General features: G+C 77.0%; 21 protein-coding genes. 12 read left to right on the plus strand and 9 right to left on the minus strand.

The genetic code is table 11. From position 1 onward, the window contains the following. Positions 1 to 22: 22 nt before the first annotated feature. Entirely contained in the window at positions 23 to 1,225 is a 1,203-nt protein-coding gene (locus ACI79L_RS04620) for an MFS transporter (protein WP_456935640.1), read from the minus strand. A gap of 94 nt (positions 1,226 to 1,319) precedes the next feature. On the opposite strand from ACI79L_RS04620, the gene ACI79L_RS04625 reads away from it, so the two are divergent. Continuing rightward, on the plus strand, positions 1,320 to 1,853 hold the full coding sequence (locus ACI79L_RS04625) for a CGNR zinc finger domain-containing protein (protein WP_456928309.1): 534 nt from the start codon (positions 1,320 to 1,322) through the stop codon (positions 1,851 to 1,853). A 74-nt stretch (positions 1,854 to 1,927) separates the two neighbouring features. After that, on the plus strand, positions 1,928 to 3,370 hold the full coding sequence (locus ACI79L_RS04630) for a phosphatase PAP2 family protein (protein ID WP_456935641.1): 1,443 nt from the start codon (positions 1,928 to 1,930) through the stop codon (positions 3,368 to 3,370). Positions 3,371 to 3,400: 30 nt separating this feature from the next. Here the strand turns inward: ACI79L_RS04630 and ACI79L_RS04635 are convergent, their stop codons facing one another. Continuing rightward, a complete protein-coding gene (locus ACI79L_RS04635) occupies positions 3,401 to 4,042 on the minus strand; it encodes a hypothetical protein (RefSeq protein ID WP_456935642.1) in 642 nt (213 codons plus the stop codon). A 141-nt stretch (positions 4,043 to 4,183) separates the two neighbouring features. Here ACI79L_RS04635 and ACI79L_RS04640 point away from each other — a divergent pair, with 141 nt between their 5' ends. Genes ACI79L_RS04640 through rfbA form a run of 3 tightly spaced genes read left to right on the plus strand, consistent with a single transcriptional unit; the run spans position 4,184 to position 6,694 of the window. Further along, positions 4,184 to 4,729 carry a DoxX family protein gene (locus tag ACI79L_RS04640; protein ID WP_456935643.1) on the plus strand — a complete coding sequence of 182 codons (546 nt, stop codon included), beginning with the start codon at positions 4,184 to 4,186 and terminating at the stop codon, positions 4,727 to 4,729. After that, entirely contained in the window at positions 4,726 to 5,778 is a 1,053-nt protein-coding gene (locus ACI79L_RS04645; RefSeq protein ID WP_456935780.1) for a PHP domain-containing protein, read from the plus strand. The genes ACI79L_RS04640 and ACI79L_RS04645 overlap by 4 nt, the downstream gene beginning before the upstream one ends. A 55-nt stretch (positions 5,779 to 5,833) precedes the next feature. Further along, entirely contained in the window at positions 5,834 to 6,694 is an 861-nt protein-coding gene (gene rfbA, locus ACI79L_RS04650) for a glucose-1-phosphate thymidylyltransferase RfbA (protein ID WP_456935644.1), read from the plus strand. Between the two features lie 389 nt (positions 6,695 to 7,083). Here the strand turns inward: rfbA and ACI79L_RS04655 are convergent, their stop codons facing one another. Next, positions 7,084 to 7,716, minus strand: a complete 633-nt coding sequence (locus ACI79L_RS04655; protein ID WP_456935645.1) for a hypothetical protein — start codon at positions 7,714 to 7,716, stop codon at positions 7,084 to 7,086. A gap of 728 nt (positions 7,717 to 8,444) precedes the next feature. On the opposite strand from ACI79L_RS04655, the gene ACI79L_RS04660 reads away from it, so the two are divergent. Then, positions 8,445 to 8,987 (plus strand): sugar transferase, encoded by a 543-nt coding sequence (locus ACI79L_RS04660; protein ID WP_456935646.1) that lies wholly within the window; start codon positions 8,445 to 8,447, stop codon positions 8,985 to 8,987. A gap of 12 nt (positions 8,988 to 8,999) precedes the next feature. Here ACI79L_RS04660 and ACI79L_RS04665 read toward each other — a convergent pair whose 3' ends face one another. Then, a complete protein-coding gene (locus tag ACI79L_RS04665; RefSeq protein ID WP_456935647.1) occupies positions 9,000 to 9,272 on the minus strand; it encodes a hypothetical protein in 273 nt (90 codons plus the stop codon). Positions 9,273 to 9,505: 233 nt separating this feature from the next. Here ACI79L_RS04665 and ACI79L_RS04670 point away from each other — a divergent pair, with 233 nt between their 5' ends. After that, complete coding sequence (locus ACI79L_RS04670; protein ID WP_456935648.1) at positions 9,506 to 10,264, plus strand: methyltransferase domain-containing protein; 759 nt, start codon at positions 9,506 to 9,508, stop codon at positions 10,262 to 10,264. A gap of 16 nt (positions 10,265 to 10,280) precedes the next feature. On the opposite strand, the gene ACI79L_RS04675 is transcribed toward ACI79L_RS04670, so the two are convergent. The 5 genes from ACI79L_RS04675 to ACI79L_RS04695 all read right to left on the minus strand — a co-directional run bounded on the left by ACI79L_RS04675 (position 10,281) and on the right by ACI79L_RS04695 (position 15,218). After that, positions 10,281 to 10,496, minus strand: a complete 216-nt coding sequence (locus tag ACI79L_RS04675; protein WP_456935649.1) for a hypothetical protein — start codon at positions 10,494 to 10,496, stop codon at positions 10,281 to 10,283. A 143-nt stretch (positions 10,497 to 10,639) separates the two neighbouring features. Then, complete coding sequence (locus ACI79L_RS04680) at positions 10,640 to 12,205, minus strand: glycosyl hydrolase family 28-related protein (protein WP_456935650.1); 1,566 nt, start codon at positions 12,203 to 12,205, stop codon at positions 10,640 to 10,642. Positions 12,206 to 12,363: 158 nt separating this feature from the next. Beyond that, on the minus strand, positions 12,364 to 13,485 hold the full coding sequence (locus tag ACI79L_RS04685) for a glycosyltransferase (RefSeq protein ID WP_456935651.1): 1,122 nt from the start codon (positions 13,483 to 13,485) through the stop codon (positions 12,364 to 12,366). A 1-nt stretch (position 13,486) separates the two neighbouring features. Then, complete coding sequence (locus ACI79L_RS04690; RefSeq protein ID WP_456935652.1) at positions 13,487 to 14,662, minus strand: hypothetical protein; 1,176 nt, start codon at positions 14,660 to 14,662, stop codon at positions 13,487 to 13,489. 25 nt (positions 14,663 to 14,687) lie between these two features. Continuing rightward, positions 14,688 to 15,218, minus strand: a complete 531-nt coding sequence (locus ACI79L_RS04695) for an ElyC/SanA/YdcF family protein (protein ID WP_456935653.1) — start codon at positions 15,216 to 15,218, stop codon at positions 14,688 to 14,690. A 321-nt stretch (positions 15,219 to 15,539) separates the two neighbouring features. On the opposite strand from ACI79L_RS04695, the gene ACI79L_RS04700 reads away from it, so the two are divergent. From ACI79L_RS04700 to ACI79L_RS04720, 5 genes are read left to right on the plus strand one after another with little or no spacing between them, the layout of a single operon-like run. Next, the gene (locus ACI79L_RS04700) at positions 15,540 to 16,988 is read left to right on the plus strand and encodes a Wzz/FepE/Etk N-terminal domain-containing protein (RefSeq protein WP_456935654.1); all 1,449 of its coding nucleotides are present in this window, start codon (positions 15,540 to 15,542) and stop codon (positions 16,986 to 16,988) included. Continuing rightward, positions 16,985 to 18,340: a hypothetical protein gene (locus ACI79L_RS04705; protein WP_456935655.1), complete on the plus strand. Its 1,356-nt coding sequence runs from the start codon at positions 16,985 to 16,987 to the stop codon at positions 18,338 to 18,340. The genes ACI79L_RS04700 and ACI79L_RS04705 overlap by 4 nt, the downstream gene beginning before the upstream one ends. After that, the gene (locus ACI79L_RS04710; protein WP_456935656.1) at positions 18,337 to 19,218 is read left to right on the plus strand and encodes a glycosyltransferase family 2 protein; all 882 of its coding nucleotides are present in this window, start codon (positions 18,337 to 18,339) and stop codon (positions 19,216 to 19,218) included. The genes ACI79L_RS04705 and ACI79L_RS04710 overlap by 4 nt, the downstream gene beginning before the upstream one ends. Continuing rightward, complete coding sequence (locus ACI79L_RS04715; protein ID WP_456935657.1) at positions 19,215 to 20,549, plus strand: oligosaccharide repeat unit polymerase; 1,335 nt, start codon at positions 19,215 to 19,217, stop codon at positions 20,547 to 20,549. The genes ACI79L_RS04710 and ACI79L_RS04715 overlap by 4 nt, the downstream gene beginning before the upstream one ends. A 47-nt stretch (positions 20,550 to 20,596) precedes the next feature. After that, positions 20,597 to 21,664 (plus strand): glycosyltransferase, encoded by a 1,068-nt coding sequence (locus ACI79L_RS04720; protein WP_456935658.1) that lies wholly within the window; start codon positions 20,597 to 20,599, stop codon positions 21,662 to 21,664. Positions 21,665 to 21,666 lie beyond the last annotated feature (2 nt).

Genomic DNA, 21,666 nt, shown 5'->3' on the forward strand with positions numbered 1-21,666 from the left:
GTCCGGGCCGGGAGGGCGGGGCTCAGACGGCCACCCGCTCCCGCGGGGACGACGCCGCGCGGCGGCCGGGCAGCAGGGTCACCAGCACCGCGACGGCGGCGCCGGCCACCGCCAGCACCAGGCTGCCGGTCACCCCGTGCGGGCCGTCGATGAGCGCCCCGCCGAGCGCTGCGCCGACCGCCGAGGCGCCGGTGGCCATCGTGGACAGCCAGGTGAAGGCCTCCGTGGTGGCGTGTGCCGGAGCGAGCGCGCCGACCAGCGAGTTCTGCACGGTGAGCGTCGGCGCGATCGCCGTCCCGCCGAGGAACAGCAGCGCGCCGAGCACCCACGGGCTCGACGCCGCGGCCAGCGGCGCCAGGCCGATCGTGACGCCGAGCAGCAGCCACCGGTACTGGCGCGGCAGCGAGGCGCTCACCACCCGGGCGCCGAACCACAGGCCGCCGGCGACCGAGCCCAGCGACCACAGCGCCAGCAGCAGACCCGACATCCCGGGCGAGCCGGCGGCGTCGGCGAACGCGGGAATGGCCACCTCGAGGGCGCCGAAGCCGAGCATCAGCGCCGAGCCGCTGACCAGCACCCGCGGCATGCCGGGGGCGAGCACGGTGGCGAAGGGGCTGGTGCGCTGGGCGGCCGGCACGGGCACCCAGCCGCGCAGCGCCGCCGACGTCGCGATGCCGAGCGCGCCGGCCACCGCGAGCACGCCCGCGACACCGAGCGCCCACGCCGGGCCGGTGAGGACGGCGAGCGTCGCGACCAGCGTGGGGCCCGCGACGAAGACCAGCTCGGTGGCGGTGGCGTCGAGGGCGAAGGCGGTGCCGCGCACCCGCGGGTCGACCCGCGACCACAGCGCCCGCACGGTGCCCGACACCAGCGGCGTCGCGGCACCGGCCGCGCCCGACGCGGCGACGACGACCGCGATCGGCGCGCCGCCGAGGACGACGGCCACGAGCACGGCCAGCAGCAGCGGATAGGCGCCGGCCTGCGCGAGCAGGACCGGGCGCGGGGTGCGCCGGTCGGCGAGCCGGCCGAGCACCGGCGCCATGGCGGCCATCGCGAGGCCGTAGGTCGCCGACGCGAGGCCGGCGGCGGCGTAGGAACCGGTCTGCTGCTGCACCATGAGCAGCAGCGCCAGCGGGACCATCGCCGAGGGCAGCCGGCCGGCGAAGCCGGCGAGCAGCAGCACGGGGGCGGACGGCAGGCGCCAGACGGACAGGTACGAACGCACGACGGAACTCACTTCAGAAGATCGCGAAAGAGGAACAGTAGGGGGTCAAGACCCGTTGACCCCCTACGACGATAGCAGGGCGGTAGGGAGTCACATGGACTACGACACCTACGGGTCGAATGCCGTGGAGCTGGCCATCGACCTGGCCAACGCCGACCGCGCGGCGGACCCGGACTGGGCGGTGGCGTTCCTGCGCGCCCACGACGAGTGGTTCACCCCCGAGACGGCGCTGGAGCTCTCCCCCGCCGAGACCCGCCGCGCCGGCGCGACCGCCGAGCTGGTGCGCGCGGTCGCCGTCGCCGGGACGCAGGACGACGTCATCGCCCGGCTCAACGAGTTGCTCGCCCTGGCCCGGCCGCACCCCTACGCCACCGACCACGACGGCGAGCTGCACCTGCACTACGCGCGCCCCGACGCCTCCGCGCTCGAGCAGCTGACGACGACGGTGGCGATGGGGCTGTCCCAGGTGGTGGCCCAGCACGGGTGGCAGCGGCTCGGCGTCTGCTCGGCCGAGGGCTGCGACGACGTCTACGTGGACACCTCGCGCAACGCCAGCCGCCGGTACTGCTCGAACACCTGCGCCAGCCGCTCGACCGTCGCCGCCTACCGGGCCCGCCGGAAGGCCTGAGGCTCCCGTGCAGGATCCCGCCGCGGGCCCGCGAGCGGTGGGGGGCAGAGGCGTCCTCCACTAGCGTCCCGCGGGTGACCCCGCTGCGGCTGCGCCACTGGGACGCCCGGCTGCACGCCGCCGTCGGCGCGCTGCCCGCGAGCCCGGCCGACCGCTGGCTGCGGCGGCTGTCCCGGGCGGCCGACCACGGCAAGCTCTGGTTCGCGGTCGCCCTGGTGCTCGGGCTGCGCCCCGGGTCGCTGCGGCGGAGCGCGGTGCGGGGCGTGGGCTCGCTGGCGGTGGCCAGCAGCGTGGTCAACGCCGTGCTCAAGCGGCTGTTCGGCCGGGTGCGGCCGGACCTCGCGAACCTGGCCACCCACCGGAAGCTGCGCCGCGCCCCGGACACGTTCTCGTTCCCGAGCGGCCACTCGTCGTCGGCGGCCGCCTTCGCCACCGGCGTGGCCCTGGAGAACCCGCTGGCCGGGGCCGCGCTGGCTCCGCTCGCGGTGGCGGTCGGCTACTCGCGGGTGCACGTGGGCGTGCACTACCCGGGCGACGTCGTCTCCGGTCTGGCCATCGGGGCCGGCGTGGCGCTGGCCGGCCGGCGGTGGTGGCCGGTGCGCCCGACCGAGCCGGCGCGCGTGCGGCCCGGGAGCAGCGCCCCCGCGCTGCCCGACGGCGAGGGCCTCGTGGTCGCCGTCAACCCGCGGTCGGGGCCGGAGGGCTACGACCCCGCCGAGGAGATCGGGCGCCTGCTGCCCCGCGCCGAGGTGCTGACGGCGTCCGAGGGGTGCGGCGTGGGCGACCTGCTGGAGGAGGCCGCGCGGTCGGGGCGCGCGACGGCGCTCGGCGTGGCCGGCGGGGACGGCAGCGTGGCGGCCGCCGCGGCGGTCGCGCTGGACGCCGGGCTGCCGCTGGCCGTCCTCCCCGCGGGGACGCTCAACCACTTCGCCCGCGACCTCGGGGTCGAGACGCTCGAGGACGCCGCCGACGCGGTGACGGCCGGGCAGGCGGTGTGCGTGGACGTCGCCGACGTCAACGGGGTGCCGTTCCTCAACACCGCGAGCATCGGCGTCTACCCGGAGCTCGTGCGGCGGCGCGACGCGCTCGAGGGCCGGCTCGGCCGGTGGACCGCGACGGCGGTGGCCGCGGCGCAGGTGCTGCGCCGCGGGACGCCGGTGTCGATGGTGCTCGACGGGCGCCCGGTCGACGTCTGGATCCTGTTCGTGGGCAACTGCCGGTACACCCCCCGCGGCCTGGCGCCGGCGTGGCGGCCGCGGCTGGAGGACGGCCTGCTCGACGTGCAGTACCTGCGCGCCGACGTCCCGTTCAGCCGCACGCGGGCGGTGCTCGGCGCCCTGCTCGGGATCAGCGACCGCAGCTCCGGCTACGCCACCTCCGCGACGCCGGAGCTGCACGTGCACCTGTGGTCGGGCCCGCAGCGCGTCGCGTACGACGGCGAGACGGGCGAGGCGGCGTCGTCGTTCGTGTTCGGCAAGCGCGCGCCGCTGACGGTGTACTGCAGCCGCACGTCCTGACCCCGCGCCCCGCTGCGGCCGCGGGCCGGCTCACCGGCCGGGGCGCGCGAGGGCCGTCCCGGACCGGACCACCGCCAGGACCGCCACCGCGGCCAGCGCCTCGCCCAGCTCCTCGACGAACGTCGCCGGCACGGCCCCGGCACGACCCGCGAGCAGCCTGACCAGGTGGGTGAGCACGTCGAGGCCCAGGGCGACGATCGCGTAGCCCGCGAGCGCGGCCACCACCCGGGCGGTCGCGGCGACGCCCCACGCCCGTCCCGCCCCCGCCAGCAGCCCCAGCGACGGGACGGCGACGGCGAGCCCGAGGAGCAGCGTCGTCAGCAGGGACGTCTCCGTCTCCACCAGCGAGTGCGCGCTCGCCAGCTTCAGGACCGCCAGCGCCAGCCCCGCGGCCGCGACCGCCGCCCACCACAACCGGACCCGGCCGGTGGCCCGGCGGCACGCGCGGCCCGCGAGCACCGCGACGGCGACGAGGACGCCGGTGGTGAACAGCCGCGGGAGCCCGCCGACCGCGTCCAGGTCGAGCAACCGGCGCGCGGCCGACCCGGCGCAGTGCCCCGTCCCGCAGTGCACCCGCACTCCGAGGGCCGCCCCGAAGAGGACGATCGCGGCCAGCCCGAGCAGGAGCACCCACCACGCGGGCCGCCGCTGCGGACGGGCCGACGGGTGCACCGGCCGATCATCGCGCCCGCGACCGGCGGGCGCACTGACCGAGCGCGGGGTGGTGCTGATCACTAGGTTCCGATCAGGTGTCCCGCACCACCGCCTGGGCATGGGACACGCCGAACGCCCCATCGACGGAAGAGGTCATCCATGTTGGTCCGCCGGATCGCCCGGCCCCTGCTCGCAGCGTCGTTCCTCTACGGCGGCGTCGACACCCTGCGCAACCCGCAGACCCGCGTGCCCGGAGCCCAGCCGGTGGTCGACACGATCACCAGGACGGCGGACCAGCAGCTGCCGGTCCAGGTGCCGCGCGACACCGAGCAGTGGGTCAAGATCGACGCCGGCATCAAGGTCGGCGCGGGCGCGCTGTTCGCGCTCGGCAAGCTGCCCCGCCTGAGCGCGCTCGCGCTGGCCGGCAGCATCGTCCCGACGACCTTCGCCGGCCACCGATTCTGGGAGCACGAGGACCCGGAGGAGCGCTTCGGCCAGCTGTCGAACTTCCTCAAGAACGCCGGCCTGCTCGGCGGCCTGCTGATCGCCGCCGTCGACACCGAGGGCCGCCCGTCGGTCGGCTACCGGGCCCGCCGCGCCGCGAAGCGCGCCGCGGAGTCGACGGAGAAGAACTACGAGAAGGCCACCCGGCGCGCGGCCAAGGCCCAGAAGAAGACCGCCAGGAAGGCGAGGAAGGCCAGCTGAGCACCCCCCTCGGACCCGCGGCCGCGCTCCGGAGGATCGCCTTCCTCCTGGAGCGCGCCCGCGAGCCCACGCACCGGGTCGCCGCGTTCCGCACCGCGGCGGCCGTCGTCGACACGATCGGGCCCGAGGAGCTCGACCGGCGGATCCGCACGCGCACGCTCACCGACCTCCGCGGCATCGGCCCCAAGACCGGCGCCGCGATCGTGCAGGCGCACGCCGGAGAGGTGCCGGAGTACCTGGCGCGCCTCGAGGAGGCCCACTCCGAGCTCGTGCCGCTGGCCGACGACGTCGCCGAATTCCGCGCCACCCTGCGCGGCGACCTGCACACGCACTCGGACTGGTCCGACGGCGGCAGCCCGATCCGCGAGATGGCCGAGGCGGCGATCGGGCTGGGCCACGAGTACATGGCGCTGACCGACCACTCCCCCCGGCTGACCGTGGCCAACGGGCTGACGGCGGAGCGGCTGGAGCGCCAGCTCGACGTCGTCGCCGAGCTCAACGCGGAGCTCGCGCCGTTCCGGATCCTCACCGGCGTCGAGTGCGACATCAACGTCGACGGCAGCCTCGACCAGACCGACGAGCTGCTCGGCCGGCTCGACGTCGTGGTGGCCAGCGTCCACTCCGACCTGCGCGCCGAGTCCCCGGCCATGACCGAGCGGATGCTCGCCGCGGTCGCCAACCCGCACACCGACGTCCTCGGGCACTGCACCGGGCGGCTGCTGATCCCCCGCGAGCAGCGGGAGGGACGGCGGCAGCGGCCCCGACCGGAGAGCGCCTTCGACGCCGAGGCCGTGTTCACCGCCTGCGTGCAGCACGGCACCGCCGTCGAGATCAACTCCCGGCCCGAGCGGCTGGACCCGCCGCTGCGGCTGCTGTCCCTCGCCGTCGAGCTGGGCTGCCAGTTCGCCATCGACACCGACGCGCACGCCCCCGGCCAGCTGGACTGGCAGGGCAACGGCTGCGAGCGCGCCGTCGAGACCGGCGTCGACCCCGACCGGGTGGTCAACACCTGGACGGCCGACGAGCTGCTCGACTGGACCGCCGGCTGACCGGCGCGCTCCGAGCCGCCCCGGTACCGCTGGTCAGCCGCTACGGTCGCGCCCCGTGCGCGGAATCGTCCTGGCCGGTGGCACCGGCAGCCGGTTGTGGCCCATCACCCAGGCGGTCAGCAAGCAGCTGATGCCGGTCTACGACAAGCCGATGATCTACTACCCGCTCAGCACGCTGATGATGGCGGGCATCCGCGAGGTGCTGGTCATCACCACCCCCGCGGACCGGCCGGCCTTCGAGCACCTGCTCGGCGACGGCAGCCGGTGGGGCATGCAGCTGAGCTACGCCGAGCAGCCGCGCCCCGAGGGCCTGGCCCAGGCGTTCCTCATCGGCGCGGACTTCATCGGCGACCAGCCGGTGGCCCTCGTCCTCGGCGACAACATCTTCTACGGCAGCGGCCTCGGGACCGACCTGGCCCGCCGCCCGGCCCCCGAGGGCGGTCACGTCTTCGCCTACCACGTGGCCAACCCCGCCGAGTACGGCGTCGTCGACTTCGACGCCGACGGCCGCGTGGTGTCCATCGAGGAGAAGCCGGCCCAGCCGAAGAGCTCCTATGCCGTCCCGGGCCTGTACTTCTACGCCCCCGACGTCGTGGAGATCGCTCGGGGCATCCGGCCCAGCGCCCGCGGGGAACTGGAGATCACCGCGGTGAACGACCACTACCTGATGGAGGGCCGGCTCACCGTCACCGTCCTCGAGCGCGGGACGGCGTGGCTGGACACCGGGACGACGACCACCCTCATGCAGGCGGCGGAGTTCGTCCGGGTCATCGAGGACCGGCAGGGCCTGAAGATCGGCTGCCCCGAGGAGGTCGCCTGGCGTCAGGGCTGGCTGAGCGACGCCGAGTTCCGTGCGCTGGCCGAGCCGCTGGTCAAGAGCGGGTACGGCCGCTACCTGCTGGGTCTGCTGGACTGACCGCCGCCGGGCACGGAACTGGCGTGTCCGCTCACCTGCTGTGACCGGACACGCCACCGCGGGCACCGCAGGGGCGGTTGGGCTTGACGGGCGCACCCGCGAGGGCAGAGCGTCCGCCGGGTGACGAGCCGGGGGCCGGAGGGTGCCGTCCCGGGCGGGGGGCACCGGTCGGGGCTCTCCCTCGGGCGGGGTGCGCTGCCCGGCGTCGTCCGCTTCGCCCTCGCCTGCGCGCTCGCCGTGGCCGCCTGGGTGGTCCTGACGGCGCTCGCCCCCGACGCCCGGGCGGACGAGCCCCCCGCTCCCGACGCCCCCACGGCCGACGCGGCCTCCGACCCCGGGGAGCCGGTCCCCGAGCCGGAGGCGGCGCCTCCCGGAGACCTGGATCACGATCACGACGGGACCGCGGCCCCGGCGCCCGAGGAGCCGGCGTACGTGCCGCCGACGTCCGAGGAGCCGGAGTACGTGCCCCCGGCACCCGCGGAGCCGGAGTACGTGCCCCCGGCGCCCGCGGAGCCGGAGTACGTGCCCCCCGTGCCCGAGGAGCCGGAGTACGTGCCGCCGGCCACCGGGATGCCGGACGGGGACACCTGGTCCCCGCCCACGGACGGGTCGACGGCCGGCAGCCCCGGCACCGTCGCGCCGGCGCCCTCCGCGCCCGCGCCGGTGGCCCCTGCCCCGGTGCCCCCAGCGACGAGCACGCCCCCGGCGCCCCCGGCGCCGGCCACGACCACCACGACGCCGGACGCGTGCGCGGTCCCGGCGCCCGCGCCGGCCCCCGTCCCGGGCACCACGGACGCCACCGCGCCTGCGACGACCACCCCCACCACCGCGACCCCCACCACCGCGACCCCCACCACCGCGACCCCCACCACCGCGACGACGTGCGCCACGGCCCAGCCCGCGACCGCCCCGTCGGCCCCGGCCCCCTCGACCCCGGCCTCGTCCGGCACGGCTGCGGAGACGGCGCCGACCGCCGAGCCGGCCGACGCCACCACGCCGGACACGGCCGAGGACGCGGACACGACCGAGGCCGAGGCGGAACCCCAGGCCCACGCGGAGACCCAGGCCGACGCCACGGGGACGGCGCTCGCGGCTGCGGACCCACCGCAGCGCGACGCCGTCGAGACCTGCGGCACCGCCGCGTCCGGGTCGGCCACCGGCGCCGGCGGGCACACGCCCTACGGGCTCCCGGGCACGCACTCGGTGCGCTCCCCGGTCCCGGCGGCGGACGCGCCCCCACCGCCGGCCGAGCTCCGGGCCACCGCGCCGGACACGGTCGTCCCGTCCTCCGGCGCACCCGTGCCGCCGCTCCCGCCGCCGCCCGTGCCGCCGGCACCGTTCCCGCCGCCGTCCCCCACCAGTCTGGGGTCGGGCGGGTGCGGCACCTCGGCGTCCGGCTCCGACGAGCGCTCCCGCGGCGGCGACTGCCCGTCCGCGGTCCTGCCCGGCGGCTCGCCTGCCGATGAGCAGGTCGTCCGCGGTGCCGCCCCGAGCGGGGCGGCCGGCGACGTCGACACCGTCGCGGAGGGGCCGGGCACCCGTCCCGACTGAGCGGCCCCGGCGGACGCCTGCCCGCCTGCCCGCCCCGTCCGGACCCCGTCTCCCGCGGCCGTCGTGCCGCGCCCCGAGGACTGATCCCCATGCGCACCACCCCGCGCGGCCGGACCCTGCCGGCCCACCCCCTCGGCGGGCCGTGCCCGGCGCCGCCCTCGCCCTGCACCCACCACCTCCCCGGGAGGCCGTGATGTCCATGGCCCTCCCCGGACGGCCGGGCGGCCTGCGGTCCCCGGGACCGTCCCCGCTGGCCAAGGCCGTCCTCGACCGGCTGCTCGCCACGCTGCTGCTCGCCTGCACCGCGCCCTGGATCGCCCTGGTCGCGCTGCTGGTCTGGAGCACCGAGGACGGCCCGGTGCTCGTGCGCGACCGGCGCGTCGGCCAGGGCGGGCGCCCGTTCACCCTGCTGCGCCTCCGCACCCCGGCCTGGACCCACGCGGGCAGGAGCCGCGTCGGCGCCGTCCTGCGGTGGACCAACCTCGCCGACCTGCTGCAGCTGGTCAACGTGCTCCGCGGGGAGATGTCCCTGGTCGGCCCGCGCCCCGCGACCGGTCCGCGTCCGGACGCCGTCGTCCGCGGACGGCTCAAGCCCGGCCTGGTGGGCCTGCGGGCCCTCGGCCGCGCCGACGAGGACGAGACCGACCTCAGCGAGCGCTACGCCCGCGAGTGGACGCCGTGGCTGGACCTGCGGATCCTCTGGCGGTCACTGCTCGGCGCCGGGACCCGGCCGGTCGCCTGACGGCGCGCGCGGTCAGCGCACGTCGTCGTCGGGCCGGTCGGCGTCCCAGGACGGGAGCCGGTCGTCGGAGCCGTACGGCGGGGCGACCCCGCCGGGGTCGAAGGGGGCGAGCGGCCCCGGGACGGTCCGGCCGTCGCGGTGCCCGCGGGCGGGCGTGGCGGCCCGCGTCTCGAGCGTGCGGCGCTCCTCGCGCCGGTCGGCCGCACGGATGGCCCGGGCGACGAGGACCGCGAGCAGCGCGGTCCCGGCGAGCCAGAGGACCCCGATCACGAGCGACGTGGTCATGAGCCCCCTCAGGGGGTGTCGGGGCCGGCGGGCGAGCCCCCAGGCGGACGTCGCTGACATGGTCCCCTGTCCGGGTGCCCGGGACAACCACCTGGCCCGCCGCCCGCCGCGACGCGCGGGCGCCACGCCGGAGGGAGACGACCGGCGCGCGGCAGGAGGTTGACGACGGGGACCGTCCCGGGTTCGCTCCTCGCGGTTCCCCCGCCGATGACACCGACCCCGAGGACGGGCCGATGCTCTCCACTGCCCTCTGGAAGGCCGCGCAGGCCGGACGCCGCCTCACCGCCGCCCGGAGGAGGGCCGGGACCGCCGGGCTGGCCGCCGAGCTCCGGCGCCTGGGCGGGGAGCTGGCCGTCATCCCGCTGGCCCTGGCCCGGGAGCTGGCCTTCGACCTCCGGCGGGGCGTCCGCACCCGGGGCTTCGCGCGCAACGAGGCGCACGTGGCGGCCCGGTCCGTGGGCGGCGACCCGGTCTTCTACCAGCCGACCGGGCTGCGCCCGCTGCGCGAGGCGCTGGCCGCGGTGCCGGTCGACCGGCGGCGGGCCAGCGTGGTCGACCTGGGCGCCGGGCGCGGCCGGGCGGTGCTGCTGGCGGCGGAGGCCGGCTTCGGCCGCGTGGTCGGCGTCGAGCTGGACGAGCGCCTGGTCGCCGAGGCGGCGGACAACCTGCGCCGGTGGCGGCGGCGTGCCCCGCGCGGGGCGGCCCGGGAGGTGAGCGTCGTCCGTGGCGACGCCGCGACCGCACCGCTGCCGGCCGGTCCGCTGGTGCTCACGATGTTCAACCCGTTCGGCGCCACCACGCTGGACCTGGTGCTGCGGTCGCTGTGCGCGGCGCGGGAGGACGACCCCGAGCCGGCCTGGGTCGTCTACGTCCACCCCGTGCACGAGGCGACGCTCACCCGGTTCCCCGAGCTGTCGGCGCACGCCCGCGGTCGCGGCTGGGTGGTCTACCGGCTGACCCAGGAGGCCGAGGTCCTCGCCGAGGCGGGCTGAGCCGCCCGGGCCGGCCTCAGGAGGCCAGCGACGCCTCGTCGCGGGGCGCGGGGACGGCGGCCACCGGCCGGCGCCGCAGCGCCGACACGACGCCCTCGGCCTTCTCGCGCCGGGCGACCGCCGCGCGGGCGCCCTCGGAGGCGTCGGCGCGGCGCAGCAGACGGCCGAGGCCCAGGCCGAGCAGGAGCAGGACCGCCGGCCACACGAGCGCGGCCACCATCAGCACCGTCACGCGTCCTCCTTCGTCGAGGGGCGACCGGCCCGCGTCGCTCGGAGTGAGGACACGGTCACGTCGTGGAGGCGGACCTTACACCCGGCACAGGGGTGGTCACACTCTGTCCCTCGACAGGGTGTCGCCCGACCGGGAGTCGCCGCTCAGCGACCGACGGTGAGCTCGTCGGCGCGGGGCCCGCACACCGCCTCGTCGACCCCCTCGAACTCGTTGCCCCGCACCTCGACGTCGGAGACCCGGGCCGCGTCGGGCCACTCGGCGTGCACCGCGCACGAGCCCTCCCCGCCCTCGGTCACGACCACGCGGTTGCCCGCCACGGTGATCCCGCGGGCGGCGAACGCGGCCCGCGGCGGGGACGTGGAGCTGCCGTCGAAGGACAGGGCCATGAGCGGCGCACCGCGGCTGGGCTGCCAGGTGACGGCGTTGTCGGAGAACTCGACGTCGGTGGTGTCCCACGGGGAGCTGTAGAGGACCAGCGCGGAGCCGACGACGCCGTCCAGCCGGTTGCCGGTGACCTGCGCGCTGTGCACCTGGGACAGCCGGACGACCGCGTCGGTCCACGCGCCGTTGCCGTCGACGGTGTTGCCGCGGACGGTCAGGCCGGTGATCAGGTGGTGGTAGGTCCAGTTGCCGTCCGGCGGCATGTCCTGGTCGACCGCGCGCACGGGCTCGCCGCCGAACGCGGCGAAGGGGGCCATCCGGAACTGGTTGTCGACGATGTCGACGTCGTGGATGTCCCCGGTCCCCAGCGCGTTGAACACCACGCCGCGGCCGCAGTCGAGGAAGCGGTTGCCCGAGACGGTGATCGCGTCCTGCAGCTGCAGGTCCGAGGCGTCGTCGGGGCCGATGTAGACCGCCGGCCAGCTGTCGCTGATCGAGCTGTCGGTCACCGTGCTCCGCGGGCCGTGCAGCTCCACGCCGCCGCTGAAGTCGAACGGCTGCTGGTCGTGGTCGACGAGGACCCGCTCGACGACCACGTCGGAGGCGACGAAGTACAGCGCCGAGAAGTCCACCTGCTCGCGGTTGCCCGGGATCGACGTCCCGCCGTTGAGGAAGGACGAGTCGTGCACCGCGATGCCGCTGCCCCCGCCCTGCGCGACGACGTAGTTCTGCCCCGGGGTGTCCCGCATGGTGACGCCGTCGAGGGTGACCCGCTGGGCGCCGTAGAGGTAGAGGCCGTAGCCGGTGATGGTCCGCCCGGGCGGCACCAGGTTGCGCGGGCCGTTGAGGTCGAGGGTCAGCCCGGCGATGGTCACGTCACTGACCGAGTCGCCGAGGAAGACGTTGCCGCCCCACTCCGCGTCGGAGGCCCCGACGACGCCGTCGGCCATCACGAACACGGCGCCGGGGTCGGCGGTGATGCTCTGCCCGTCCCGCAGGTGGAAGACGAAGTCCGCGTCGATCACGTCGTTGCGCGGGGTCACGTAGGAGCCCAGCAGATAGGTGCCGGCGGGCACGTGCACCGCTGTCGCCGCGTCGAGCACACGCCGGAGGGCCGGCGCGTCGTCCGTCACGCCGTCGCCGGTGACGCCGAAGTCGCGGACGTCGACGGCGCCCGGCGGCCGGGGCGCCCCCGTGCCGGGCGCGCCGACGGGCGGCGCGGACGTCGGCGCCGTGGCGGCGGGCGGCGGCGGGCGCTCCTCTCCGTCCCCGGCGGTCGCCACGAGCAGGCCGGCGCCCACCAGGACCGCGGCGCCGACCGCCAGCACGGTACGGACGAGGGCGCGGCGCGGCCGCCCCCGTGGCCCCTGCGGCTGCGCCGCCTGCGACATCGCCCCGTCCCGTCGTCGGTCGTCCTCCGGCGCCGGGAACCCGCCCCGGACCGTCGGTACTGCCGAACGACCTCGTGCACCCCCGGGTTCCGGGCTCAGCTCCCCCCGCCCGTCCCGCCGGCGGACGGTACAGGCACGGCCGCGCCCTCCCCGTCCGGCAGCCGCAGCGCGTCGAGGAAGGCGCCGCGCCACGCGGCGTAGCTGTAGTGCTCCTCGACCGCCCGCCGGGCGGTCGCACCCCGCTCCCGGCGCGCGGCCTCCGGCTCCTGCAGCAGGGTCAGCAGCGCGTCCACCCACTCGTCGGTGCCGGTCGCCGCCGGTGCGCCGAACTGCTCGAGCACCCGCGCGTTGACCCCCACCGGCGTCGCCACGGACGGCAGCCCCGCGGCGCCGTACTGCAGCAGCTTGTAGGCGCACTTGCCGCGGGTGAACGGGGTGTCGGGCAGCGGCATGATCCCGGCGTCGGCGGTGGCGAGCAGGGCGTCGGTCTCCCGGCCGGCCCAGGCGACGCGGTCGGTCATGGGCTCCAGGTCCCCCAGCGGCCGCTCGCCCGCGCTCACGACCGTCAGCCGCGCCCCGGTGCGCCGGTGCACCTCGAGCAGCGCCGGGGCGACGTCGGCCAGGTAGGGCTCGGTCGACGGCGAGCCCGTCCACACCAGCCGCGGCACCTCGCCGACGGCGTAGTCGGTCTTGCGCGGGTAGTCGTCGGGGTGCACGCAGCTCGGGACGACCCGCACCTCGGGGTTCAGCCGCGCGGCGGCGTCGGCGAGGAGGTCGTTGCCGGCGACGACGAGGTCCGCCGCCCGCACCGCCGTCGACCAGCCGGAGGCCTCGCCGAAGAAGCGGTGCACCCCGCCGCGGTCGTCGGCGAACAGGGCGTCGTCGAAGTCGTAGACGCCCCAGCCGGAGCGCCGGAGCAGGTCGGCCTCCACCCGGCCGCGGGTGAACGGGCCGAGGGAGCGGGAGACCACCAGCCGGTCCCAGCCGGGGCCGCGGCCCAGCCGCCGCAGCCGCCGCTCGGCGTGCAGCACCTCCAGCGGCCGGCGCAGCAGCGTCCCGGGACGGACGTCGGGCGTCCCCAGGTAGTCCAGGACCGGGTCGGCCTCGAGACCGAGGAACCGCAGCCACTCGAGCACCCGGACGCGGCTGCTCGCGCCCGCGGGCCCGTAGGAGGCGCCGACGGCGATCCGCGGGAGCGGCCCGGGGGCAGGGGTCACGTCAGACACACTGCACCGGCTCGGTGAACTCCAGGCGGACCGTCCGGTTGAGCGCCGCGGCCGACGGGACCAGGTGGCCGGTCTCGTCGCGGTCGGGCACGTAGCCGTCGAAGTCGCTGCCCAGGCCGAGGACGTGCAGCTGGGGGATGGGCACCCCGAGGTCGATGAGGACGAAGGCGACCTCCTGCGCCCGGTCCTCGCTGACCTTGCGGTCCACGTCGGGCTCGCCGACGGCGGGATGGGTCCCGAACACCTCGGCGATCAGCCCGGGCCGGGCGATGAGCTGCTCGGCGTAGGGGCGCAGCAGCTCGGCGGCGGCCCGCTCGTCGAGCAGGGTGAACTCGCCGGGGTGGAAGCCCAGGGGGCCGCCGGTGAGCGTGACGACGTCCGGCGTGCAGCGGATGCCCGGGTCGATCCCCACCGGCCGCACGGCGGGCAGGCCCGGCTCCGGGGTCCCGGTGAGGGCGGAGTCGCCGCGCTGGACGACGACGGCGCCGGCGCGCTCGGCCACCGCCTGCCAGATCGCGGCCAGCTGCGTGCGGCGGACGTCGTCGAGCGGCTCCTGCGGGGCCGCGGTGTCCCCGAGTCCCTGGAAGACGACCGACCACCCGCGCAGGTCGGGCAGCTGGCTGAAGTCGGCGAGGGTGTCGGCGACCTCCCGCGGGTCGGCGTCGAGCATCCCGGGCCGGGTGAAGTCGAGCGGCCCGGCCGTGGACAGCCCGGAGTCGACGACGACCAGCGTGCGCAGCCCGGTCGCGTCCGGGACGGTCTGCACGCCGAGGTCCATCGCCGCGAGCAGGTCGCTCTCCGGGGTCCGGGCCCGCGCCGCGGCGACGGCGTCGTCGACCTGCTGCCGGTTGGCGGCGTACTGCTCGTCCCGCGCGGCGGCGTCGGCGGCGTCGGCCGTGAGCGTCACCGTCCCCCCGACCTGGACGGGGGCGCCGTCGGCCACCACGACCGAGAACTGCGACTGCTGCGCCACGGCGACGTCCCGGGCGGCGGACGCCGTCCCGGTGAGCTCGGGCGCCGCCGAGTTGGCCCGGGCCCCGACGACGACGACGAGGGCGCCGCTCGGTTCGGCGGCCGTCCCCGGCTCCGCGCACGCGGCCACGCCTCCCGCCACGGCGAGCGAGAGCAGCGCCGCCACCCAGCGGGGCGCGCCGACGGTCTTCCTCATGCATCCCTCCTGGGGACGTCCGGCTTCAGCAGTCGTCATCGGTCAGGGCGGCCACCATGCCGCCCACCTCGTGGCCGATCGAGACGGCCCAGCGGGCCAGCGAGATCACCGGCCGCGCCGCGACCATCACGACCTCGGCGTCGGTGCAGCGGCGGACGAGCAGGCCCGCCCGCTCGACGTGGTAGGTGCTCGTCACCACCGCGATGCGGGTCCACCCCTCGCGCTCGGCGAGCGCGCCGATGGCGCGGGCCTCCGCGCGGGTGCCGTCGCCGTCCGCCTCCGGGGCGAAGCAGTGGACGACGAGGTCGCCGTCGTCCCGGCACAGCTCGCGCGCGGGGGCGTTGACCTCCCCGCCGGCCGCGGAGACCACGAGGACGCCCGCGCCCTCCTCGGCCAGCTCGACGGCGAGCGGGACGCGGGTCTCCGGGTCACCGGCCAGCAGCACGACGGCGTCGGCGCGCTCGACCTCGGCGGTGGAGGGCAGGACGAACAGACGGACCACCCCGACGACGGCGAGCACGAGCACGCCGGCCAGCACGAGGGTCCTCTTCCGCATGGTGGGGCAGCTTCGCCGAGCATCCGCCCCCGTTGTTGCGAGTCGCGCCCGCCACGGAACTCGGGGACACGGACACCCATCCTCCCCGAGCGCGCCATCACTCCCCGTGCCGCCCTCACCACCGAGGGCTGCAACTCAACCGGACGGCGTGCGGGACCGCTCCGTCCCGTCATCCGAAAGTGCTGCACGAACGGGGATCGAAAGGGTTATCCGAACTCCGTCCCACAGTTACCGTGTGGCCGCTCCGGGACCGCATCGGCGCCCGGAGGCCGGTGGCCGACGCTGGCCAGGAGGTCGATTCCGTCGTCGAGCGGGGGCACTGTGGATCTGGCAGACGCGCGACGGGTGCTGCGCGCCCGGTGGTGGCTGCCCGTGGTGGGCCTCGTCGTCGGCCTGGCGGTCGCGGGGGTGGTCCTCTGGCGGACGGTCCCGGTCTACACCTCGACCACGGCGCTGTTCGTCAGCGCGACCGAGGTCCGCGACCTCCCGCAGGCGCACGCCGCGGAGCTGTTCGCGATGCAGCGCCTGGAGTCCTATGTCGAGCTGCTGCGCAGCGACCGGCTGGCGCGCGGCGTCGTCGAGGACCTCGGGCGCGACGAGACGCCGGCCGACGTCGCCTCCCGCATCCACGTGACGCCCGTCGAGGAGACGGTGGTCCTCGAGGTGACGGTCACCGACAGCAGCGCCGCCCGCGCGCAGGAACTGGCCCGCGCGGTGGCCGCCGAGTTCACCGAGCAGGTGAGCGCCATCGAGCGGCCGCCCGGCGTCGTCGAGACCGCGGTGCGCGCGGAGACGATCGAGCGGGCCACCTTCGAACCGGACCCGATCAGCCCCGACCCGGCCCGCGACCTCGCGCTCGGCGGCGGCCTGGGCCTGCTGCTCGGCCTGCTGCTGGCGCTGGTGCCCACCCGCGTCCGGCGGACGGTCGACGGCGCCGGTGACGTCCGCACCGCCACCGGCGCGCGCCCCGTCGCCGCCCTGGTCGAGGACCCCCAGCCGGCCTGGGGCTCGCTCCGCCCGACCCTCGACCCCGCCGCCCCCGACGCGGCGGCCCTGCGCACCGTGCGCGCCCACCTCCTGCTCGGGCACGGGGACACCCCGCCCCGGGTGGTCGTCGTCACCGGGGTGCTGGCCGGCGAGGGCCGTTCGGAGCTGGCCGCCCGGCTGGCCCTGACGCTGACCCAGGGCGGCAGCCGCGTCGTCCTCGTCGAGGCCGACCGGCAGGCCCCGGACCTCGCCCGCACCCTGGCGCTGCCCGGCGCCGCCGGCCTGACCGAGGTCCTCGCCGGCACCGCCGACCTCGACGCGGCGCTGCAGCCCTGGGGCGACGGCGCGCTGAGCGTCCTCACCGCGGGCTCGACCCCGCTGGACCCGAGCACCGCCGATGCGGCCGACGGCACCGCCGCGCTCGTCGCCCGGCTGCGCGAGCGGGCCGACGTCGTGGTCGTCGACGCCGCCCCGCTGTCGCCGGTCCCCGACGTCCTGGCCCTCGGCGAGGTGGCGGACGGGTTCGTGCTGGCCGCCCGGTTCGGCGTCACCCCCCGCGACGCGCTGGCCGAGGCGGCGGAGACGCTGGCCGGGACGCCCGCCGGCCTGCTCGGCGTCGTCCTGACCGGCGTGCCGCGCCGGGCCGCCCGCACGCAGCGGCTGCGGATCCCCTACGCCGCCGACCGCACCGTCACCTCGACCGCGACGCCGGAGGTCCCCCGCGAGGTCGGGACGGTCCGCCGGGTGGGCCCTCTGCCGGCGGTCTCCCCGGAGCGCTCGTGACCGAGGAGCTGCCGTCCTCGACGGCGGTGGCCGGCACCCCCGCACCGGCCGGTCCCGCGCCCGCACCGGCCCGGCCCGCCTCCGCGCTGCGCGGCGCGCTCGGCACCCTGCGGGCCGGCGGCTTCCTCGACCTGTTCGTCGCGCAGGTCGTCCCGCTCGGGGCCACCTTCGCCCTCACCCTGGTCTCGGCCGCGCTGCTCGGCCCCGAGCGCCGCGGCGTCCTGACCTACCTCATGACCGGCGCGACGCTGTCCGGCGCGCTGGCCTACGGCAGCCTGCACGTCCCGGTGGTCGCCGCCCTGCGCGACGGCGACCGCAGCACCCTCCGCCACGGCATCCGGCTGGTCGGCGGCTTCTCGGTGGGCCTGGCCGTCACCGGCCTCGCGCTCGTCCTGGTGGGCGAGGCCCAGCGCACGGGGACGGCGCACTCCGACGTCGTCACCACCGGCTGGGCGCTGGCCGGCGGCGCGCTCGTCGTCGCCCAGCTGTTCGCCAACCGGGTGCTGCAGGGCCTGGGCCGCAACCGCGGCTACCAGGTGACCATCGTGGTGCAGAGCCTGCTGTACCTGGCCGGGGCCGGCGTGGTGCTGGCCACCAGCCGGTCGCCGATGCTGGTCTTCGCCGCCTGGGCGCTGTCGGTGCTGGTGAGCCTCGGCGTCGCCGCGACCCAGCTGGCCCGCCACCTGCGCGGGCACCCCGAGCGGCTGTCCCCCGGCGGCGGGAGTCCCTGGACCTGGCGCCGGTTCCTGCGCTCGGCCACCGCCAACAACGTCGGCAGCATCGGCCAGATGGTCATGCTGCGGGCCGACGTGCTGGTGGTCGGCCTGCTGCTCGGCCCCACCGCGGCCGGCATCTACGGCATCGCGCTGTCGCTGACCGAGCTCGCGCTGATCGTGCCGGAGGCCTTCGCGCTGTCGGTCTTCTCCAGCCGGGCCCGCATGGACGCCGCCCGCTGGGAGGGGCAGCTGCACCGGACGGTCCGGCTGAACGCGGCGGTGGCCGGTCTCGCCGTCGTCGGCATCGCCGGGGCCGCCGTCGTGCTCTCCCTCGGCCCGCTGTCGGCCTACGAGGGCCTGGTGCCGCTGGTGCTCATCGTGCTCCCCGGCGCCGTCGTCGCCGGCTACTCCCGGATCGCGCTGAGCGCCCTGCAGGCCCTCGGCCGGCAGTCGGCGGTGGCCACCTTCGGCGTGCTGGCGCTGGTCCTCGCCGCGGGCTACGTGCCGGGGACCTGGCTCGGCGGCACCACCGGCACCGCCGTCGTCTCGACCGTCGCGTACCTCGCGACGGCGCTGTACCTGCGCACCAGCCTGCGGTCGGCCCTGCGGCCGGTCGCCGGGGAGGAGGACCGGTGACCCGGACGTCGGTCGTGGTGGTGGCCTACCGCTCGGCGGGCTACCTCGAGCGCGGGCTGCCCGCCCTGCTGCGCGACCCCGCCGTGGGGGACGTGGTGGTCGTGGACAACAGCAGCGACGAGGCGACCGCGCGGGTCGTCGGCCGCGCCGACGGGCGGGTCCGCTACCTCGACCCCGGCGCCAACGTCGGCTTCGCCCGGGCCTGCAACCTGGGCATGCACGCGACCGCCGACCCCGTGGTCACCTTCCTCAACCCCGACGTGCTCCTGGAGCGCGGCCTCGCCGAGCTGGTCGCGGCCTGCGCGGCCGACGACCGGCTCGTCCTGGGCGGCGGGCTGACCGGCGAGGCCGGCGACGCCATCGGCAACGCCCGCCGCGGCGAGACGCTCGGGACCGAGGTGCGGCGCGCGGTGCTCGGCGCCGGCTCCTCCCTGATGACGCTCGAGCCGGACTCGGGCACCGTGCCGGTCCCCCAGGTCGACGGCGCCTTCCTCATGGCCGCCCGCTCCTTCCTCGACCTGCTCGGCGGCTTCGACGAGCGCTTCGAGCTCTACTTCGAGGACGTCGACATCTGCGACCGCGCCCGCGAGCACGGGCGGGTGCTGCTGGACACCCGTCCCTTCGGCCGGCACGCCGGCGGCGGCAGCTCGCGCACCGTGGCGGCCGTGTCCTACTGCGTCTTCCGGGTCTCCCGCATCCGGTACTTCGCCAAGCGCGGTGGCCGCCCGGCTGCCCTCGCCGCGCTGCTGGTGGCCGTCACCGAGGTGGCCGCCCGCACCCTCACCCGGCAGCCGGAGGGGTGGCGGGTGCGCTGGCGCGGCCTGCGGCTCTCGGCGCGGGAGGCCCTGCGGCCGGGCACGGTGGGGGTGCTGTCGTGAGCGCCGCGCTGGTCCTGGTCGCCGCCACGCTGCTGTTCCTGCTGTGCTGGCGCCGCTGGGGCGTGCTCCACCCGCTGGCCGTCACCCTCGCGCTGTGGCTGGTCATCGGCCTGCTGCTGGTCATCCGGCCGGTGGACCTGGTGCAGCCGAGTCCGCGGGTCGCGGTCGCCCTGGTCCTGGGCCTGTCCGCGATGTGCGCCGTCCCGCTGCTGCTCGACCGCGTCCGGGCCCCGGCCGACGACGCCGCGCCGGCCGCGCCGCCGGTGCGCGTGACCGTCCGGGTCGGCCGGCTGGCCGTGGCGACGGCGGTCGTGCTGGCGCTGGTGCTCTGGGGCGCCTGGCAGTACCGCCAGGCGATCTCGGGCGTCCTCGGCGTCCCCTTCGGTGAGCTCGACACGAAGCTGGTCCGCTGGGCCGAGCTCTACGGCGACCTGACGATCAGCGCCCCGGTCGGCATCGCGCAGGCGCTGGCCCCCCTGCTCGGCGCGTTCGGCGTGATCGGTGGGCTCTGCCACCGCTGGTGGTGGTTCCTGCTCGTCCCGGTGGCGATCGCGACCACGATGCAGTCGCCGTCCCGCACCGCCACCCTCACCGTGGCCGTCACCAGCCTGTTCTTCCTCGTCCTGCTGCCGCGGGCGGCGGGCCTGGTGCGCCGGGCGCGGCGACGGCTGGTGCCCGCCGGCGTGCGGGTGGCCGCGCTGGTCACCCTCGTCGGCGGCGCAGGACTGGCCTACTTCGGCTTCGTCGGCCGGCAGCTGGACAAGTCCACCCTGCCGGCCGGCCTCTCGGTGGCCGACTGGGTGCCCGACTGGCTGGTCCAGCCGCTGCTCTACCAGGTCGGCGGGGTCAGCGCGTTCACCGTTGCGGTCGAGCAGTCCACCGGCGACGCCGGCCCGTACGGCGAGTGGGGCCGCTCGGTGTACGGCCTGGTCAAGCTGATCCAGCTGCTCGGCATCCACGTCCCGACGCCGCAGCCGTTCGCCGACTACGTGGACATGCCGATCCCGTTCAACACCTACACCGCGATCGGCGACGCGTACTTCGACTTCGGCCTGGCGGGGGTCGTCATCGTCTTCCTGGCCACCGGCCTGGTCGTCCACCTGCTCGGCAGCTGGCCGCGCCCCGGCCACCCCGCGTCGATCTGGGCGATGAGCGTCATGGCCGCCGTGCTGACGGCGACGCCGATCCACATGCGGCTGCTCGACATCGACGTCCTGGTGCCGGCCGTGGTGGGCTTCCTGCTGGTGACGTGGGTGCTCCGGCCCGAGAAGGCGCCATCCACCCCGGCTCCCCGCACGCCGGCCACCGCCGGCGCCGGCGCGGCGCGATGACCACCCACCGGTCCGACGGCACGGGCGACGACGCACAGGAGGTCGGAGTGGGCGAGCCCATCCGGGTCGGGCTGCTGACGAGCGTGGGCCGCACCCTGGACGCCTTCTTCCCCCCGATCGTCGACCGGCTCACCCAGCTCGGCTTCGCGGTCACCGCGGCCAGCGGGACGACGTCGTCGCTGCCCGGCTGGACGCCCCTGGACGGCTTCACCCAGCGCCCCTCCCGCGGGGTCCGCACCGCGCTGCGCGCGGTCCGGGAGTGGTCCGCCGCCGAGCGCCACGACGTGGTCGTCACCAACACCGCGACGGCGTCGGCGCTGGTGCGGGTCGCCGGGCTGCGGGCGCCGGTCGTCTACTTCTGCCACGGCCTGCACTGGGGCCGCGACGACGCCCGGGCGCTGCCGTGGAAGGCGGTCGAGCGGGTGCTGCTGCCGCGCACCGCCGGGGTGGTCACGATCAACCGCGACGACCAGGCCTGGTTCGAGAGGCACGGCGCCCGGAGGGTGCACCGGCTGGCCACCGGCGTCGGCGTCCCCCTCGAGCGGTGGCCCGCCTCGCCGGTCCCGGCGTCGGACACCCTCGACCTGCTGTGGGCCGGCGACATGACCCCGCGCAAGCGCCCGCATCTGGCGGTCGCCGTCGTCGCGCGGCTGGTCGAGCTCGGCGTGCCGGTGCGGCTGCGCATGCTCGGCGACGGCCCGCTGCACGACGCGGTGCGCGCCGAGGTCACCGCCCGGGGCCTGGAGGGCGTCGTCACCGCCGAGGGCCGCGGCCCGGTGACCGAGGCGCTGGCCGGGACCGCCGCGCTGCTGCACACCGCCACGTGGGAGGGGCTGCCCCGGGTCGCCCTGGAGGCGGCCGCGGTCGGGCGCTGGTGCTACGGCTTCGACGTCAAGGGCCTGCGCGACGCCCCGCTGGTCCGGCTCGCGCCCGACGACGACGTCGAGGCACTGGCCCGGCTGCTGGCCGGGGACGCGGGCACCGGCGCGGTGCGCAGCGTCCCGGACGTGCGCGGCACCCTCGACGCGGCCACCGCCGCCGACGGCCTCGCCGACGCGCTGCTCGACGTGCTGGGCCGGCCCGCCCGGACGACCGCGGCGCCGCCGCCGGCCTGACC

The sequence above is a fragment of the Geodermatophilus sp. SYSU D00684 genome, from assembly GCF_054050455.1.

Bases quoted from the DNA above. Each gene is read 5' to 3' on its own strand.
- ACI79L_RS04695 (WP_456935653.1), bottom strand. From the start codon at position 15,218: ATGCGGAAGAGGACCCTCGTGCTGGCCGGCGTGCTCGTGCTCGCCGTC.
- ACI79L_RS04670 (WP_456935648.1), top strand. From the start codon at position 9,506: ATGCTCTCCACTGCCCTCTGGAAGGCCGCGCAGGCCGGACGCCGCCTC.
- ACI79L_RS04640 (WP_456935643.1), top strand. From the start codon at position 4,184: ATGTTGGTCCGCCGGATCGCCCGGCCCCTGCTCGCAGCGTCGTTCCTC.
- ACI79L_RS04690 (WP_456935652.1), bottom strand. From the start codon at position 14,662: ATGAGGAAGACCGTCGGCGCGCCCCGCTGGGTGGCGGCGCTGCTCTCG.
- ACI79L_RS04665 (WP_456935647.1), bottom strand. From the start codon at position 9,272: ATGACCACGTCGCTCGTGATCGGGGTCCTCTGGCTCGCCGGGACCGCG.
- ACI79L_RS04660 (WP_456935646.1), top strand. From the start codon at position 8,445: ATGGCCCTCCCCGGACGGCCGGGCGGCCTGCGGTCCCCGGGACCGTCC.
- ACI79L_RS04625 (WP_456928309.1), top strand. From the start codon at position 1,320: ATGGACTACGACACCTACGGGTCGAATGCCGTGGAGCTGGCCATCGAC.